Annotated in this window: 18 protein-coding genes and 1 other RNA gene; 8 read left to right on the top strand and 11 right to left on the bottom strand. The window is 64.2% G+C overall.

Going from position 1 to position 16,376, the window contains the following annotated elements:
• Positions 1-76: 76 nt before the first annotated feature.
• Together ACN8M7_RS04480 and ACN8M7_RS04475 are read left to right on the top strand one after the other, a co-directional pair.
• Complete coding sequence (locus tag ACN8M7_RS04480; protein WP_490260289.1) at positions 77-436, top strand: DNA/RNA non-specific endonuclease; 360 nt, start codon at positions 77-79, stop codon at positions 434-436.
• Complete coding sequence (locus ACN8M7_RS04475; RefSeq protein ID WP_490259914.1) at positions 358-684, top strand: hypothetical protein; 327 nt, start codon at positions 358-360, stop codon at positions 682-684. The genes ACN8M7_RS04480 and ACN8M7_RS04475 overlap by 79 nt, the downstream gene beginning before the upstream one ends.
• Before the next feature lie 62 nt (positions 685-746).
• Here ACN8M7_RS04475 and ACN8M7_RS04470 read toward each other — a convergent pair whose 3' ends face one another.
• Both ACN8M7_RS04470 and ACN8M7_RS04465 read right to left on the bottom strand, forming a co-directional pair.
• The gene (locus ACN8M7_RS04470; protein WP_082768031.1) at positions 747-869 is read right to left on the bottom strand and encodes a SymE family type I addiction module toxin; all 123 of its coding nucleotides are present in this window, start codon (positions 867-869) and stop codon (positions 747-749) included.
• 220 nt (positions 870-1,089) lie between these two features.
• Entirely contained in the window at positions 1,090-2,070 is a 981-nt protein-coding gene (locus ACN8M7_RS04465) for an NADPH:quinone oxidoreductase family protein (protein ID WP_490259913.1), read from the bottom strand.
• 155 nt (positions 2,071-2,225) lie between these two features.
• On the opposite strand from ACN8M7_RS04465, the gene ACN8M7_RS04460 reads away from it, so the two are divergent.
• Entirely contained in the window at positions 2,226-2,630 is a 405-nt protein-coding gene (locus ACN8M7_RS04460) for a flagellar basal body-associated FliL family protein (protein ID WP_061238633.1), read from the top strand.
• Positions 2,631-2,717: 87 nt separating this feature from the next.
• Here the strand turns inward: ACN8M7_RS04460 and ACN8M7_RS04455 are convergent, their stop codons facing one another.
• The 5 genes from ACN8M7_RS04455 to ACN8M7_RS04435 form a co-directional block, all read right to left on the bottom strand.
• Positions 2,718-3,842: an ABC transporter permease gene (locus ACN8M7_RS04455; RefSeq protein WP_490259912.1), complete on the bottom strand. Its 1,125-nt coding sequence runs from the start codon at positions 3,840-3,842 to the stop codon at positions 2,718-2,720.
• Entirely contained in the window at positions 3,842-6,547 is a 2,706-nt protein-coding gene (gene rbbA / locus ACN8M7_RS04450) for a ribosome-associated ATPase/putative transporter RbbA (protein WP_490259911.1), read from the bottom strand. Before rbbA ends, ACN8M7_RS04455 begins: the two co-directional genes overlap by 1 nt.
• A complete protein-coding gene (locus ACN8M7_RS04445) occupies positions 6,544-7,611 on the bottom strand; it encodes an HlyD family secretion protein (protein WP_490259910.1) in 1,068 nt (355 codons plus the stop codon). The genes rbbA and ACN8M7_RS04445 overlap by 4 nt, the downstream gene beginning before the upstream one ends.
• A 68-nt stretch (positions 7,612-7,679) precedes the next feature.
• Positions 7,680-9,536 carry a sensor domain-containing diguanylate cyclase gene (locus ACN8M7_RS04440; RefSeq protein ID WP_490259909.1) on the bottom strand — a complete coding sequence of 619 codons (1,857 nt, stop codon included), beginning with the start codon at positions 9,534-9,536 and terminating at the stop codon, positions 7,680-7,682.
• A 49-nt stretch (positions 9,537-9,585) separates the two neighbouring features.
• Complete coding sequence (locus tag ACN8M7_RS04435; RefSeq protein WP_061238628.1) at positions 9,586-10,035, bottom strand: EVE domain-containing protein; 450 nt, start codon at positions 10,033-10,035, stop codon at positions 9,586-9,588.
• 195 nt (positions 10,036-10,230) lie between these two features.
• Between ACN8M7_RS04435 and ACN8M7_RS04430 the strand changes: the two genes are divergently transcribed.
• The gene (locus tag ACN8M7_RS04430; protein ID WP_256579501.1) at positions 10,231-10,362 is read left to right on the top strand and encodes a hypothetical protein; all 132 of its coding nucleotides are present in this window, start codon (positions 10,231-10,233) and stop codon (positions 10,360-10,362) included.
• 54 nt (positions 10,363-10,416) lie between these two features.
• Here ACN8M7_RS04430 and ACN8M7_RS04425 read toward each other — a convergent pair whose 3' ends face one another.
• The 4 genes from ACN8M7_RS04425 to ACN8M7_RS04410 form a co-directional block, all read right to left on the bottom strand.
• A complete protein-coding gene (locus tag ACN8M7_RS04425) occupies positions 10,417-11,013 on the bottom strand; it encodes a 5-formyltetrahydrofolate cyclo-ligase (RefSeq protein WP_490259908.1) in 597 nt (198 codons plus the stop codon).
• Between the two features lie 49 nt (positions 11,014-11,062).
• A non-coding RNA gene (gene ssrS, locus ACN8M7_RS04420) (6S RNA) lies at positions 11,063-11,241 on the bottom strand.
• Between the two features lie 65 nt (positions 11,242-11,306).
• The gene (locus tag ACN8M7_RS04415) at positions 11,307-11,612 is read right to left on the bottom strand and encodes a cell division protein ZapA (protein ID WP_061238626.1); all 306 of its coding nucleotides are present in this window, start codon (positions 11,610-11,612) and stop codon (positions 11,307-11,309) included.
• A complete protein-coding gene (locus ACN8M7_RS04410) occupies positions 11,609-11,818 on the bottom strand; it encodes a TIGR02449 family protein (RefSeq protein WP_003458652.1) in 210 nt (69 codons plus the stop codon). The genes ACN8M7_RS04415 and ACN8M7_RS04410 overlap by 4 nt, the downstream gene beginning before the upstream one ends.
• A gap of 190 nt (positions 11,819-12,008) precedes the next feature.
• Between ACN8M7_RS04410 and ACN8M7_RS04405 the strand changes: the two genes are divergently transcribed.
• Genes ACN8M7_RS04405 through ACN8M7_RS04390 form a run of 4 tightly spaced genes read left to right on the top strand, consistent with a single transcriptional unit; the run spans position 12,009 to position 16,339 of the window.
• The gene (locus ACN8M7_RS04405) at positions 12,009-12,563 is read left to right on the top strand and encodes a YecA/YgfB family protein (RefSeq protein ID WP_490259907.1); all 555 of its coding nucleotides are present in this window, start codon (positions 12,009-12,011) and stop codon (positions 12,561-12,563) included.
• 18 nt (positions 12,564-12,581) lie between these two features.
• A complete protein-coding gene (pepP, locus tag ACN8M7_RS04400) occupies positions 12,582-13,916 on the top strand; it encodes a Xaa-Pro aminopeptidase (protein ID WP_490259906.1) in 1,335 nt (444 codons plus the stop codon).
• A gap of 4 nt (positions 13,917-13,920) precedes the next feature.
• On the top strand, positions 13,921-15,105 hold the full coding sequence (gene ubiH / locus ACN8M7_RS04395) for a 2-octaprenyl-6-methoxyphenyl hydroxylase (protein WP_490259905.1): 1,185 nt from the start codon (positions 13,921-13,923) through the stop codon (positions 15,103-15,105).
• A 16-nt stretch (positions 15,106-15,121) separates the two neighbouring features.
• Positions 15,122-16,339, top strand: a complete 1,218-nt coding sequence (locus ACN8M7_RS04390; protein ID WP_490259904.1) for a 2-octaprenyl-3-methyl-6-methoxy-1,4-benzoquinol hydroxylase — start codon at positions 15,122-15,124, stop codon at positions 16,337-16,339.
• Positions 16,340-16,376: the final 37 nt, after the last annotated feature.

The following is a 16,376-nucleotide window of genomic DNA, read 5'->3' as shown; positions in this document are numbered from 1 at the left end:
AGCCGGCCAGGAACAATAGGGGGCAGACCACGATTAGTTTCTCCGTAAAACGTGGTCTGTCCCCTATTGTTTCCCTATTGTTTATGAAGGTGGTCACTTGATCGCCAGTATATTTAATGGTCCTGGCGAACGTCTAAACTTGCTGCCTGTGAATGGGAATCTCAATAAGGGCGCTTGGAAGACGATGGAGAATCAATGGGCTTCTGCGCTTAAAGAAGGAAAGTCGGTGGGTGTAAAAATTGAACCGGTGTACACGGGCGGGTCTGTAAGGCCTGAGAAATTTACTGTGACATATCAGATAGTTTCGGAACGCCCAATAAGAGAAACTTTTGTCAATTCTCCGGGTGGGATATTAGTGTGGATGATGAGATTTATCAAGGCATTGGTGAGGTTTTGGTTACGATCTCTCCTGCTGATGCCGAAGTGGTACTGGTAGAGGCCGAACTTTCTCCGGAGGGGGACCACTGTAAGTTGTTATTTGATTATGTTGGCCCCTCTGGAACCAAACAGTGGTTTTTGCCAAGTAGCGCGAAGGTGGATAGTGATTTGCTGGATCTTTTTGTTCGGCTTAGAAGCTTCTTCGAGTCAAATGGGCTTTATGCGGAAGGTAAGCCATGGAAAGGCTGTATTGTCGAGCTATGCCTGCGCAGCATGAAGATAAAAATCGACTTTAAGTATGAATAACTAACCTGCATTTCTGTCCCGCTTGAATAAAAATAGCCCCGGCACTGCTGGAGCTATTTGTTTCACTCGGCCGTAATCACCAAACAGCCCTGCATCACCCGAATCCTTATCCGTTCGTTGACCTCGAACCCGGCCTGTTGGGGAAAAAGGGGACACCCATTAGCCGGCCAGGCGTCAAGACTCAAAGCAACCCGCTCTGCTTTTTAACGGCAGAGTTTCTCCAGTGCCGAACCTGATGGGCTGTCCCGGTCGAGTCCGTTTCCTCGTTATTGGCTGCGATCGAGTCGCGCCAGTTATCCATAGGGATCAAACGGCGGTTGAAACCCCGCGCGGCGTTGGCAAAAGGCCGCCCCGAGGGCGGCCCTGTTTACGTCATTGCGAATAGCTTCGGTGCGCGCGGCGCCCCTAGCGGATTTCTACCACTACCTTGCCCACCGCCTTGCGCTGGCCGAGCGCATCGATCGCTTCGCCGCCGCGCGCCAGCGGGAAGGTCTGCGAGACCAGTGGCTTGAGTTTGCCTTCGGCGTGCCAGGCGAACAGTTGCTGGAAGTTGTCGGCGTTGTCTTGCGGTTGGCGCTGGGCGAACGAGCCCCAGAACACGCCGACCAGGGCGGCGCCCTTGAGCAGCGGCAGGTTGGCCGGCAGGGCAGGGATGCCGCCACCTGCGGCAAAGCCCACCACCAGGAAGCGGCCGTTCCAGGCGATGCTGCGGAAGGCTTCCTCGAACAGTGTGCCGCCCACCGGATCGTAGATCACGTCCACGCCCTGGCCGCCGGTGAGTTTCTTCACCTCGTCCTTCAGGCTCTGCTCGCTGTAGTTGATCAGCTCGTCGGCGCCGGCGTTACGCGCCACTTCCAGCTTCTCGGCGCTGCTCGCGGCGGCGATCACTTTCGCGCCCATGGCCTTGCCGATTTCCACTGCGGCCAGGCCGACGCCGCCCGAGGCGCCGAGCACCAGCAGGGTTTCGCCGGGTTGCAGGTTGGCGCGCTGCTTGAGGGCGTGCATCGAGGTGCCGTAGGTCATGCCGAAGGCCGCAGCCGTGGTCAGGTCCATGCTCTTGGGCACCGGCAGCACGTTGTAGGCAGGCACCGCGACCTCTTCGGCGAAGCCGCCCCAGCCGGTCAGCGCCATGACCCGATCGCCAGCGCGCAGGTGGCTAACTTTTTCGCCCACGGCCTTGACCACGCCGGCCACCTCACCGCCCGGGGCGAAGGGGAAGGGCGGCTTGAACTGGTACTTGCCTTCGATGATCAGCGTGTCGGGGAAGTTGACCCCGGCAGCCTGCACCTCGATCAGCACCTCGTTCTTTTTCGGCTCGGGGCTCGGCAGGTCTTCCAATACCAGGGTGTCGGCGGGGCCGAAGGCTTTGCACAGCAGGGCTTTCATGAAGGTCATTCCTCTTGCAGGGTGCCTTGCAGTGTAGAAAGCGCCCGCCGAGGGTCAACGAGCATGCCGCAGCCTGATAGGTCGGCATAAGCGCCGGGCTTGGGTGCTGGCCTGTGGATGGCTATGCTAGGCACATCCCTGATGGAGTGCCGAACGTGAAACTGTTGACCGCCCTGCTGCTGAGCCTGTCGATCTGCCTGCCTGCCCTGGCGTCTTCGGAGAAGAAGGAAGAAGTGCCGACGACGCTCTACTACAACCTGACGCCCGCGCTGATCGGCAACCTGGCCGACTCCGGTAACCGCCTCAAGTTCTTCAAGGCCGATGTGTCGCTGCGAGTCACCGGCACCGAGGCCGAGGAGAAGATCAAGCTGCATGAGCCGCTGATCCGCCATCAGATGGTGATGCTGTTCTCCGCCCAGACCAGCGAGACCATCAACGCTCCCGATGGCCGCGAGAACCTGCGCCTGGAGGCGCTGAAGAAGGTGCAGGACGCGATCAATGGCGAAGAGGGCAAGCCCATCGTCGAAGACCTGTTGTTCAACAACCTGATCATTCAGTAACCGTTAGCCCTGTAGGCTCCACGAAGGCCGCATGCAGTGGCCTTCGCGGCTGAAGCGGAGTGCCGCCCAGCCGCTCCTACAGATTGCTTACGCCATCTGCGCCAGGGTCTTGCGAAACCGGCTCAGCGCCGCGATGAAGAACAGCGCGCCGATGCCGGCGATGGCCAGCATGTGGGGCCAGACGATCGCGAACCCTGCACCGCGATAGAGAATGGCCTGGGCCAGCGCGACGAAGTGGGTGGTCGGCGCCGCCAGCATGATCTGCTGTACCAGTTCCGGCATGCTTTCGCGCGGTGTGGTGCCGCCGGAGAGAATCTGCAGCGGCAGTAGCACCAGGATGATCAACAGTCCCAGTTGCGGCATCGAGCGCGCCACGGTGCCGAAGAAGATACCCATCGAGGTGGTGGCGAACAGGTGCAGCGCCGCACCAGCCAGGAACAGTGCGATGGAGCCCTCGATGGGCACCTGCAGCCAGCCCTGTACTACCAGCAGCAAGGACAGCGCCGCTGCCGTCAGCACTACCAGCCCCATCGACCAGACCTTGGCCAGCATGATTTCCAGTGGCGTTACCGGCATCACCAGCAGGTGTTCGACGGTGCCGTGCTCGCGCTCGCGGATCAGGGCGGCGCCGGTGAGGATGATCGACAGCATGGTGATCTGGTTGATCACCTCCATCACCGAGCCGAACCAGGCGCGCGTCAGGTTGGGATTGAATTGCACGCGCAGCGCCAGTTCGGCCGGCTGTTGCAGCTCGCCCCGGTAGCGGCGGACGAACTCGGCCACCTCGCTGGCGCCGATGTTCTGGATGTAGCCGGCGCCGGTGAAGGCCATACTGACCTGGGTGGCATCGACGTTGAGCTGGATCGCCGGGCTGCGGCCGGCGAGCACGTCGCGCTGGAAGTTCGGCGCAATGTTCAGGGTGAAGGTGTAGCGTCCGGAGTCCATGCCGCGATCCATCTGGCTCAGGTCGATGCGCTCCGGCGTACGGAAGTAGGGCGCCTGAAAGGCCTGGATCAGCCGCTCGGAGAGTTGCGACTGGTCTTCGTCGACCACCGCGATGGCGGCGTTGTGCAGGCTTTCCGGCAGGCTGGTGGCCGCCGAGTAGATGCCCATGCTGAAGGCCCAGAGGATCAGCAGCACCAGGGCCAGATCGTGCTGCAGGCTTCGCAGTTCCTTGATGCCGAGGTGCAGGATGTTGGCCAGGCGTTCCATCACACCTCCTGTTTGCGCAGCAGGCTGGCGCTGAGCAGCGTCAGCAGCGGGATGGTCAGGGCCAGGGCGATGAAGTAGCCGGCCAGATCCTGCAGCTCCAGTGCCTTGGAGAACAGACCACGGCTGATCACCAGAAACTGCGAGGTCGGGTAGAGCTGCCCAATCACGGCGCCTGCGCCCTCCAGTGAGGCCACCGGGTAGATCAGCCCGGAGAACTGGATGGCTGGCAACAGGGTGACGATGGCGGTGCCGAACACCGCGGCAATCTGGCTTTTGGTGAAGGTCGACATGAGCAGGCCAAGGCCGGTGGCGCAGGCCAGGTAGAGCAGGGCACCGGCCAGCAGGGTCAGCGGGTTGCCCTTGAGCGGCACGTCGAACACGGTGACCGCCAGCAGCACCAGCAGGATGAAGTTGAACAGGCCCAGGGCGATGTAGGGCAGTTGCTTGCCGAGCAGGAACTCCAGCCGGGTGACCGGGGTGACGTAGAGGTTGATGATCGAGCCCAGCTCCTTCTCGCGCACCACGCCGAGCGCCGTGAGCATCGCCGGAATCAGCATCAGCAGCAGTGGTATCACCGCCGGCACCATGGCCTTGAGGCTTTCCACGTCCGGGTTGTAGCGGTAGCGCACTTCCAGCTCGGCGGCGTTGGCCGCCTGGGGCTGCGGCGAACGCCGCGCCAGCTCGCTCAGGTAGTGCTGATGCAGGCCGGTGACGTAGCCCTTGATGGTTTCGGCGCGGGTCGGCATGGCGCCGTCGATCCACATGCCGATCTGCGGGCTGGCGCCGCGTTTGAGGTCGCGGCCGAAGTGTGGCGGAATCTCCACCGCCAGGCTGATATCGCCATTGCGCAGGCGTTGCTCCAGCTCGTCGTAGTCGGATAGCGGCGCCTTCTCCAGGAAGTAACGCGAGCCGGACAGGTTCAGGTGGTATTCCTGGCTGGTGGTGGTTTGGTCACGATCCAGCACGGCGAAGGTCAGGTCTTCGACGTCGAGGCTGATGCCGTAGCCGATGATGAACAGCAGCAATACCGTGCCGAGCAGCGCCATGCCACCGCGGATCGGGTCGCGGCGCAGTTCCAGCGCTTCGCGCCGGGCGTAGCTGAGCAGGCGGCGCAGGCTGAACAGTTGGCGCTGCGGCGCAGGGGCCTGTTCCAGCGGTGGCGCCTCGCTTGCTGGCTGCTCGCCGACTGCCTCCTGCAGGTAGGCGATGAAGGTGGCCTCCAGGCTGTCCAGCCCGCGCTTGTCCATCAGGCCTTGCGGTGTGTCGCTGTCGAGCACCTTGCCGGCGTGCATCAGCGAGATGCGGTCGCAGCGCTGCGCCTCGTTCATGAAGTGGGTGGAGATGAAGATGGTTACGCCGTCGTGGCGCGACAGGTCGAGCATCAGTTGCCAGAAACCGTCGCGGGCGACCGGGTCGACCCCCGAGGTCGGTTCGTCGAGGATCAGGATCTCCGGTTTGTGGATCACCGCGACAGCCAGCGACAGGCGCTGGCGGATGCCCAGCGGCAAACGCTCGGGCAACAGGTCCATGACTTCGCCGAGGTCGAAGCGCGCGGCCATCTGCGCCACGCGCGGCCCGATCTCATCGGCCGGTACATGGAACAGCTGGGCATGCAGCACCAGGTTCTGCCGCACCGTCAGTTCGCCATACAGGGAAAACGCCTGGGACATGTAGCCGACCCGCTTGCGCGTGGCCATGTCGCGCGGGTCGACTGCCTGGCCGAACAGCAGCGCCTCGCCCTCGCTGGCTGGCAGCAGGCCGGTGAGCATCTTCATGGTGGTGCTCTTGCCGCAGCCATTGGAGCCGAGGAAGCCGAAGATTTCGCCACGGCGGATGCGAAACGACACCGAGTCGACGGCAACGAAGTCGCCGAAGCGCATGGTCAGGCCCTTGGCCTCGATGGCGATCTCGTTGCTGCCTTGCAGGGGCGCCATCACCACCTGCTGGTGGCCGCGGCGGCGTTCCTCGGGCAGCAGGGCGATAAAGGCCTGTTCCAGGCTGGTGGTTTCGGTGCCCGCGCGCAGTTCGGCCGGGCTGCCTTCGGCCAGCACGCGGCCGGCATCCATCGCCACCAGATGGTCGAAGCGCTCGGCCTCCTCCATGTAGGCGGTGGCCACCAGCACGCTCATCTGCGGGCGCTGCGTGCGGATGCGCTCGATCAGCTCCCAGAACTGGTTGCGTGACAGCGGATCGACGCCGGTGGTCGGCTCGTCGAGGATCAGCAGATCCGGGTCATGGATCAGCGCGCAGCACAGTCCGAGCTTCTGCTTCATGCCGCCGGACAACTTGCCGGCTGGGCGTTCGCGGAACGCCGCCATGCCGGTGCTGCGCAGCAGGTCATCGATGCGCCGCTCGCGCTCGGCGGCGTCCTGGCCGAACAGGCGGCCGAAGAAATCCAGGTTCTCGAACACCGACAGCGTCGGATAGAGGTTCTTGCCCAGGCCCTGCGGCATATAGGCGATGTGCGGGCAGACGTTGCGCCGGTGGCGTGCATCGGCCATGTCGCCGCCGAGCACCTCGACCTGGCCATCTTGCAGCTTGCGCGCCCCGGCGATCAGCGCCAGCAGACTGGACTTGCCGACGCCGTCGGGGCCGATCAGGCCAACCATGCAGCGAGCTGGCAGCGTCAGGTCGACTTGCTGCAGGGCATGGGTCTGGCCGTAGCGCAGGCCGACGCCGGCCAGGCGTGCGACCGCCGCGTTCATTGCGGAACCTTGATCGCCAGGTGTGCCGGCCACTCGGCCTCGGGATCAAGGCGCAGGTAGGCCATGCCGGGCACGCCGGTCTTCACCTGCTGCAGGTGTTTGCTCAGCAGCTCGGGGTCGATGCGTGCCTTGACCCGGAACATCAGCTTCTCGCGTTCGCTGGCGGTTTCCACGGTCTTGGGCGTGAACTGGGCGACGCTGGCGACATAGCTGACCTTGGCCGGGATCACGTACTGCGGCGCGGCATCGATCACCAGGCGCACCTCGCTGCCCAGGGCGACGCGGCCGGCCTGGCGCTCGGGCAGGAAGAAGGTCATGTAGACATCGGTAAGGTCCACCAGGTTGAGCAGCTTGCCACCGGCTGGCAGCACTTCACCGGGCTGGGTCACCCGGTACTGCACGCGGCCGGCGCGAGGCGCGCGCAGCAGGCTGTCGTCGATGTCCGCTTGCAGGCGCTCGACGCCCGCCTGGGCGGCCTCTACCGCCGAGCGGGCTTCCTCGACCTGAGCCTGGGCCGCGCTGATACCGGCGTCAGCGGAGATGACCTGGGCATTGGCCGCTGCCAGCGCCGCCTGAGTGCTCTGCAGGCGGGCCAGGTCATCGTCCAGGGTCTGCTGTGGCAGCGCGTTGCGCTTGACCAGGGTGGCACTGCGCGCGTGGCGTTTCTGCGCGGCATTCAGCTCGGCCTGGCGCTGGCGCACCACGGCGGCGGCGCTGACTTTCTCGCTTTCGCGCAGGGCGACCTGAGCGAGCGCGGTGCGCGCGGCGTTCTGCGCCTGGCGCACCTGAGCCCGAGCCTGTTGCAGCTGCGCTTCGAGCACCTGGGTGTCCATGCGCGCGAGAATCTGGCCGGGTTCGACGAAGTCGCCCTCATCGACTTCGATGCGGGTGATGCGCCCGGCCAGCTTGGTCGCCACATCCACCTCGGTGGCTTCGATGCGTCCGTTACCGCTGGCGAAGCCCTCGGGCAGGCCATTCGGGCGCAACTGCCACCAGGCCGCAAGCGCCAGCAGGGCGGCGCCGGCAGCGAGCAGGTAGGGTAGGCGACGCTTTGCGTTGATCATCTCGGCTTCCCTGTAGAGCCCCGAAATCAGGGGCCTTCACGACAGGTCCATTGTCGGCCGGATGCACCTCAGTGGGCTTGATTCAGGTCAAGCTCAGGCGGCTGCCACAGGCAGGTGCGATTGCGCCCCTCATGTTTGGCGCGGTACAGCGCCTGATCGCTCTGGGCGAGCAGTGCGCCTGGCTGTTCGTCGCTGACCGGGTCGACCACGATCAGGCCGATGCTCAGGGTCAGGTGACCGAACGGGCTGGCCGGATGGGCGATATCCAGGTTGGCGATGGCTGCGTGGATGCGCGCAGCAACCTGTTCGGCGCCGTCCTGGCTGGTATTGGCCAGGATGATGGCGAACTCCTCGCCGCCGTAGCGGCAGGCCACGTCGCCTTCACGTTGCAGGCTCTCGCGCAGGGCGGCACTGACCCGGCGCAGCGCGTCGTCGCCGGCCAGGTGGCCGAGGGTATCGTTGTAGGCCTTGAAGTGGTCGATATCCAGCATCAGCAGGGCCAATGGCGCGCGCAGGCGGCGCAGGCGCCGCCATTCGGAGAGCAGCTGCTGATCGAAATAACGCCGGTTGTATAGCCCGGTCAGACCGTCGAGTTGCGACAGGCGCTGCAGTTGCGCCTCCAGCTGCAGGCGCTCGCTATTGTCGCGGGAAACGGCGATCAGGTACTCGCGATCGTGCAGCTGCACCAGTTGCGTGTTGATCTCTGCCGGTTGGCGGCTGCCGTCGCGGCGAATCAGCTCGCACTGAAATATCCGCGAAAGGTTGTCACTTTGCGCCTGGCACGCTTGCTCGAGCCAGCGATGGAAGCCTGGCATGAGCTTCTCCGGGGCATCGCGCAACAGCTCGGCGAACTGTTCGGGACGATAGCCGAGTGTGGCGTAGGTGGCCTGGTTCATGTGCAGCAGCTCGCGGCTGTCACTGTCGAAGATGAACAGGCCGTCATGGCTGGAGTCGGTCAGATCGAGCACCAGTTGCAGGCGCTCGCGATTCTCACGCAGGCGCTGCTCGGTTTCCTCGCGGCGCTCGGCCTCCTGCTTGAAGCGACGGTTGGCCAGTTGCAGGGCATGAGCGCGGCGACTGTTCTCCAGTGCCAGCGCCAGGGCGGCAACCAGCAGCAGGCTGATCGCCAGGCTGGCACCGAGTACCACGCCGGGAAGGGGCGACTCCAGTTGGTCGAGCAGCTGCGCGGTGGGGCTCAGGCGCAGGCTGAAGTCCTGGTTGTTGAGCAGGCGCAGGCCCAGTTGCAGGCTGTGCTTGGCGTCAGCGTCGGCGGCGCCATGACGAAACAGGCTACTACCGTTCTCCAGCAGCTCGAGGTTGAAGGCGTTCTGGTCGATCTGGTTGAGCAACTGCAGCATCAGCGGCTCGACGCGAAACACCCCCTGCAGGAAGCCGTCGAAAACCTTGCTGCCATTCTCTTCGCGGTAAAGCGGTGTATAGAGAACGAAGCCGCGGCCTCCCTGCACCAGGTCGAAACTGTTGGAAAAACGCTGCTCGCCGCTCTCGCGGGCCTCCATTGCCAGCGGGTAGTTGGGATGCTCGGGATACAGGCGAAAATTCAGCGCCGCTTCATTGCCGGCTACCGGCAGCAGCCAGCGCATGTGCAGGTCGGGGCCGACCCATTGGATCGACTGGTAGGCGGGAAAGCCCTGCAGTGCGAGCTCCACTTCCTCGTCCCAGCTGGCGCGCGGCAGACGCCCCAGGCTGTTCCACAAACGGGCGATGCGTTCGAGGCTGGCCACCTCCAGGTGCAGCGTACTTTCCAGCTGACGTGCCAGGCTGCGCGCCTGATAGCTGACCCGCTCGTCGACGCGCTGTTGCTGCACCGCCTCGATCTGGCGCCAGAGCAGCACGCTGGCGCCGCTCAGCACCAATAACAGTAACGCCAGCGCAAGGCGCGCTGGCCAGGCGGAGGATGCTGGCATGGATAACTCCCTAGGCTTGCTGTGGTGATAGCACAGTGCCGTGAGTGGCTCAACGCATGGCGAGAATCGCCGTCCACTCGGGCTCGCTCACCGGCATCACCGACAGGCGGCTACCGCGTTGTACCAGTGCCAGGTCGGCCAGCAGCGGATTGTTCTTCAGATGCTGCAGCGCCACGACCTCGTCGAAGGCTTCGACGAACTCGACGTCCAGGGCGCTCCAGGGGTTCTTCTCGGCGCTGGCCTTGGGGTCATGATAGTGGCTCTGCGGGTCCAGCGCGGTTGGGTCCGGGTAGACCTCGCCGGCAATCCGTGCGATGCCGGCAATGCCCGGTTGCGGGCAGCTGGAGTGATAGAAGAAGAACAGGTCGCCCGCTTGCATCGCCCGCATGAAGTTGCGCGCCTGGTAATTGCGCACGCCATCCCAGCGGGTTTTGCCCAGGCGCTGCAGATCGTGAATGGATAGTTCGTCGGGTTCGGACTTCATCAGCCAATAAGGCATGAACTTTGCTCCTGCAGGTCTGTCCGTAAGCGGACGCTTGTTTGAGTGAAACTCTCCGACGGTCGGTTGGCGCCGGAAATTGCGCAGTGCCTGGCAGTGGCGGAAAATACCCGGCTAAACGCTTGGCGCTGTCTTGTTGTACACAACAATAACGCGCGACCAACGCGCGCATTGCCTTGAAGGGGGAGGCAATAAATGAAACGCAAGCCAGATCTTTTGTGGGTTCTCGTCGTACTGTTCAGCCTGGGCGTGGTTACCACGGGTTACACCCAGAGCCTCTGGGAGCGTCAAAACGACGCTTCGGTCAATGTAACGCAGCAGCCCTGATTCGCGGGTTGTACGCGTAAGCGCCGCAGGGAACGCGGTGCCGCTTCCTTCGCTTCAATACCACGCCCTGTCCGTTACCGTGGCCTGCAAAGGCACGTCCCAACTGGCCATTGCCAGTTCATCCACTCGCTGGCACTCGTGCGCCAGGCCCAGCAGCGTCGGCATGTGCCAATTTTTGCGCCTGTGCAGATAGGCCAGGCTGCGGTCGTAGAAACCACCGCCCATGCCCAGGCGTCCACCGCGATCATCGAAGCCCACCAGCGGCAGCAGCACCAGATCCAGTGCCCAGATCTTGCGCTGGCGTTTGCTCTGCGGGCGCGGTTCGAGGATGCGGAAGCGATTGCCCGCCAGTTTCTCGTGCTGGGTGACGCGCTGGAACACCATCTTGGTGCGCGGCCAGGCACTGAGCACCGGCAGATAGGTGCGCTTGCCGCGCTTCTGCGCAGCGGCCAGCAGCGGCCGGGGATCGATTTCACCGTCGTTGGGCAGGTACAGGGCGATGTGCCGAGCGCGACGAAACTGCGGGCTCTGTACCAGTTGGCGATACAGGTTGCGCGCGGCGGCACGTTGCTGGCTGCGGCTGAGCGCACGACGACGCTGACGCAGCACGCGGCGCAGTTGCGGGCGACTGGGGAAAGTAGAAGTGGTCATGTCAGGAGGGTAGAGCAAGTCAGGTAGCGGCGGCTACCAGGGGGGAGAGTGACTTCCCAGCGTGCCGCTGTCGGTTTAGCCCTTGAACCCGAAAGTTCAAGGTGGAGGTTGCAGGAGGCGTTAAGGCTTTCCGTCAGGCGGACATGCACACCGGCCCCAACGTGCAACCCCCGTGGTTGTGCGTATCGGCTCAGGGACATCACCGACTGGCGCACACCCCAGGAAGTTGCGCCCAGTATACCCGAATGGAGCGTCTGCGGGGCGGCCTGCGACGAACAGGCAGGCATGTCGGCTCAGGGGGCCGTGTCGTCGGTCAGGGCCTGATCGACGCGATCGAGCAGGTCACGAACCTGCTGGCGGGTAGAGTTGGCGTCCTGATCCAGGCGTTGCTGCTTGTGCAGCAGGTCGTGGGTGATGTTCAGTGCGGCCATCACGGCAACGCGGTCGGCACCGATCACTTTGCCGCTGGTGCGAATCTCACGCATCTTGCCGTCCAGGTAGCGGGCAGCGCTTTCCAGATTGGCGCGTTCATCCTGCGGGCAGGCGATGCAATATTCTTTGTCCAAAATATGGACGGTCACGGTGTTCGACTGGGTCATGAGTCCTGCTCCAGGGCTTTAAGGCGCGAAATCATCGATTCGACCTTGTGCCGGGCCATTTCGTTCTTTTCGATCAGATGGGCGCGTTCCTCACGCCAGGCCTGTTCATTCGCCAGCAGGAGTCGGTTGTGAGCCTTTAGCTGCTCGACACGCTGGATCAGGAGCTCCAGCTTGGCGGTCAAGGCGTGCAGATCGGCGTCTTCCATGGGCTCTCGCTACGGGATGGCTGGCTGGACTATATAGGCCTGTCCCGGCTAGGGGTCAAACCCAGATGGCAATGGTGTGATGCAGATGATGTCATCACCGCGGCGGCCTCGGATGGTCTTGCCGCGTCTGCCGGTGCTAGGATACGAGGCCTCCATTCTAGAGATTGCGCCGCCTGGCGCCTAGCTATCTATGTCGATTCCAAGCTCTCCCTACGCCGCCTTCACCGCTCTGTTGACCAGCGCCGGGCATTCCGTTTCCCCTGCTGAACTGCATGGCCTGCTGCTCGGTCGCAGCTGCGCGGGTGCCGGCTTCGACGCCGATGCCTGGCTGCTCGACGCTACCGACCTGCTCGGTGGCGAGCCGCAGGACAGCGTGCGCCAGGCGTTGATCGGCTTGCAGGAGATGGTCAAGGGCGAGCTGTGCAGTGAAGACATCACCGTGGTGCTGTTGCTGCCGGATGACGAAGCGCCGCTGGCGCAGCGAGCTGTCGCGCTCGGGCAGTGGTGCCAGGGCTTTCTCGGTGGCTTCGGCCTGACCGCCCGCGACGGCGCGCTGAGTGCCGAGGCCATGGAGGTGCTGCAGGATCTCTCCGCCATCGCCCAGGTGCAGAGCGCCCTGGAAGAATCGGAAGATGGCGAGAGCGATTACATGGAGGTGATGGAGTATCTGCGGGTCGCCCCGTTGCTGCTGTTCACCGAGTGCGCCAAACCTGCTGCGCCTGCCGCCAAACCGTCCCTGCACTGAATTTCGCCGGAGCCTGCCGTGATCAGCATCCCCAAGTCCGAATATGCCCGTCGGCGCAAGGCGCTGATGGCGCAGATGGAACCCAACAGCATCGCCATCCTGTCGGCGGCGCCGGTGTACATCCGCAACCGCGACGTCGAGCATGTCTACCGTCAGGACAGCGACTTCCAGTACCTCACCGGCTTCCCCGAACCCGAGGCCGTGATGGTGCTGATCCCGGGGCGCGAGCATGGCGAGTACGTGTTGTTCTGCCGTGAACGTGACCCGGAGCGTGAGCTGTGGGACGGCCTGCGTGCCGGTCAGGACGGTGCGATCAGCAAGTTTGGCGCCGATGACGCCTTTCCCATTGGCGATATCGACGACATCCTTCCGGGGCTGATCGAAGGACGCGAGCGCGTCTACTACGCCATTGGCTGCAACCAGGAGTTCGATCATCGGCTCATGGAATGGGTCAATCACATCCGCGCCAAGGCCCGTCAGGGCGCGACGCCGCCGAATGAATTCGTCGCCCTCGACCACCTGCTGCACGACATGCGCCTGTACAAGTCGGCGGCCGAGGTGAAGGTGATGAAGGAGGCCGCCGAGATCAGTGCGCGAGCCCATATCCGTGCCATGCAGGCCAGCCGGGCCGGCCTTTACGAATACCACCTCGAAGCCGAGCTGGATTACGAATTCCGCAAGGGTGGGGCGAAGATGCCGGCCTATGGCAGCATCGTCGCGGCAGGCAGGAATGCCTGCATCCTGCACTACCGCGAAAACGACGCGCCGCTCAAGGATGGCGACCTGGTGCTGATCGACGCCGGTTGCGAGATCGACTGCTACGCCAGCGACATCACCCGCACCTTCCCGGTCAGCGGCACCTTCTCGCCCGAGCAGAAGGCCATCTACGAGTTGGTGCTGGCGGCTAACGAGGAAGCCTTCAAGCACATCGCCCCAGGCAAGCACTGGAACGAAGCCCATGAGGCCACCGTGCGGGTGATCACCGCTGGGCTGGTGGAGCTGGGGTTGCTCAGCGGCGATGTCGACGAGCTGATCGCCGGCGAGGCCTACAAACCCTTCTATATGCATCGCGCCGGCCATTGGCTGGGCATGGACGTGCATGACGTCGGCGACTACAAGGTCGGCGGCGAGTGGCGCGTGCTCGAACCGGGCATGGCGATGACGGTCGAGCCCGGCATCTATATCGCGGCGGACGACGACAGGGTCGCCAAGAAGTGGCGCGGCATTGGTGTGCGCATCGAAGACGACGTGGTGGTGACCCGCAAGGGTTGCGAGGTGCTCACCGGTGGTGTGCCCAAGACCGTCGCCGAGATCGAGGCGCTGATGGCTGCTGCTCGAAGCGAGGCGGCCTGAGCCCATGTCCCGTGTGAACCTGGCGATCATCGGTGGTGGCTTGGTGGGAGCCAGCCTGGCGCTGGCCCTGCAGGACACTGCGCGTCAGCGTGGTTGGCGCATTGCCCTGATCGAGCCCTTCGCTCCGGGCAGCGAATATCAGCCCAGCTACGACGCGCGCTCCACCGCGCTGTCTTACGGCAGCCGGCTGATCTACGAGCGCCTCGGTCTGTGGCAATGCATCGCCCAGCGCGCCGAGCCGATTCAGCAGATTCATGTTTCCGACCGTGGCCGCTTTGGCGCCGCGCGGCTGCAGGCCATCGAAGAAGGTGTGCCGGCGCTTGGCTACGTGGTGGAGAACGCCTGGATCGGCCATTGCCTGTGGCAGGCGCTGGATGCGGATGTGATCGAATGGCGCTGCCCGGCTGAAGTGGTCGGCATGCAGCGTGTCGACGATGGCTATCGCCTGACCCTCAACGATGAGACCTGCCTCGATTGCGACCTGGCGATTCTCGCTGACGGTGGGCGTTCCGCTCTGCGCGAGCAGCTCGGTATCGTCGTCAGTAGCAAACCCTATGGTCAAAGCGCACTGATCGCCAACGTCAGTCCGCTGGAAGCGCATCGCGGCCAGGCCTTCGAGCGCTTCACCGATGACGGCCCCATGGCCATGTTGCCCCTGAGCGACAACCGCTGTGCGCTGGTCTGGACGCGCGCCAGCGCCGACGCCGAGCGCTTGTTGCGCGTCAGCGAGGCAAACTTTCTCGCTGAGTTGCAGCAGGCCTTCGGTTACCGCCTGGGCGCCTTGCAGCAGGTCGGTGCGCGACATCTCTATCCGCTGAGCCTGGTCGAAGCGCAGGAGCAGGTGCGCGCGCATCTGGTGGTACTCGGCAATGCGGCGCACAGCCTGCACCCGATTGCCGGCCAGGGCTACAACCTGTCGTTGCGCGATACGCTGGCATTGGCCGAGGTGCTGATCGCTAGCGACGCCCCCTTGGGTGACTTCACCACCCTGCAGCGTTATCAGCAGCGTCAGCAGCGCGACCAGAATATGACAGTCGGTTTCTCCGATCAGGTGACACGTCTGTTCAGCAACGCCCAGCCGCTGCTGGCCACCGGGCGCAACCTCGGCCTGCTCGGCCTCGATCTGTTGCCGCCGGCCAAGCGCTGGTTCGCCCGCCAGGCGATGGGCATGGGCACGCGAAGTCTCTGACAGCCAAGGAATGAATATGCGAGCGGATCTGATCATCGTCGGCGCCGGAATGGTCGGCAGTACCCTGGCTCTGGCGCTGGAGCACAGTGGCCTGGACATCCTGATCGTCGATAGCAGCCCGCTCAGCGTGTCACCGTTCGCTGCGCAGGCGTCGTTCGAGCCGCGCGTCAGCGCGCTGTCGATGGCCAGCCAGCGCATCCTCGAACGCCTGGGCGCCTGGCAAGGTATCGCCGCGCGGCGCGCCTGCCCTTATGGCGAAATGCACGTGTGGGACGGCTCCGGCACCGGCAGCATTCATTTCGCCGCCGCCAGCGTGCATGCCGATACGCTGGGCCATATCGTCGAGAATCGCGTGGTGCAGGACGCCCTGCTCGAACGCCTGCATGACAGCCAGATCGGCCTGCTGCCCGGGGCACGCCTTGAGCAACTGCGCCGCAGCGGTGACGACTGGCTGCTGACCCTTACCGATGGTCGCCAGTTGCGTGCACCGCTGCTGGTGGCTGCCGATGGCGCCAACTCCGCGGTAAGACGCCTGGCCGGTTGCGCCACCCGTGAGTGGGACTATCTGCATCACGCCATCGTGACCAGCGTGCGTTGCGAGCGCCCGCATCAGGCCACGGCCTGGCAGCGCTTCACCGACGATGGCCCTCTGGCGTTCCTGCCACTGGCCGGGCCGGCGGACGAGCACTGGTGTTCGATCGTCTGGTCGACCGTGCCGGTGGAGGCCGAGCGCCTGATGGCGCTGGATGACGAGGCGTTCTGCGTGGAGCTGGGCAAGGCCTTCGAGTCGCGCCTGGGCAAGGTGCTGCATGCTGATCGTCGTCTGTGCATCCCGTTGCGCCAACGCCACGCCAAGCGTTACGTGGAGCCTGGGCTGGCGCTGATCGGCGATGCTGCGCACACCATCCATCCGTTGGCGGGGCAGGGCGTCAACCTGGGCTTTCTCGATGCGGCCGTGCTGGCCGAGGTGCTGCTGCATGCCGCTGCGCGAGGCGAGAACCTTGCTGAGGAGCGGGTGCTGAGCCGTTTCGAGCGTCGGCGCATGCCGCATAACCTGGCGATGATGGCCGCGATGGAGGGGTTCCAGCGTCTGTTCCAGGCCGACCCGCTGCCGCTGCGCCTGCTGCGCAACGTCGGCCTCGATCTGGTGGATAGCCAGGCAGAAGCCAAGGCGCTGTTCGTGCGCCAGGCCCTTGGGCTGTCGGGTGATCTGCCGGAGCTGGCCAGGGCCTGACCAACGCTTTACCTGTCATGGATGAATGAGGAGTGTG

The sequence above is a fragment of the Pseudomonas spartinae genome, assembly GCF_965197125.1.
GTDB lineage: Bacteria > Pseudomonadota > Gammaproteobacteria > Pseudomonadales > Pseudomonadaceae > Aquipseudomonas > Aquipseudomonas composti_A.
Note: the sequence above shows the minus strand (reverse complement) of the source record. Positions and strands in the feature narration are given on the sequence as shown.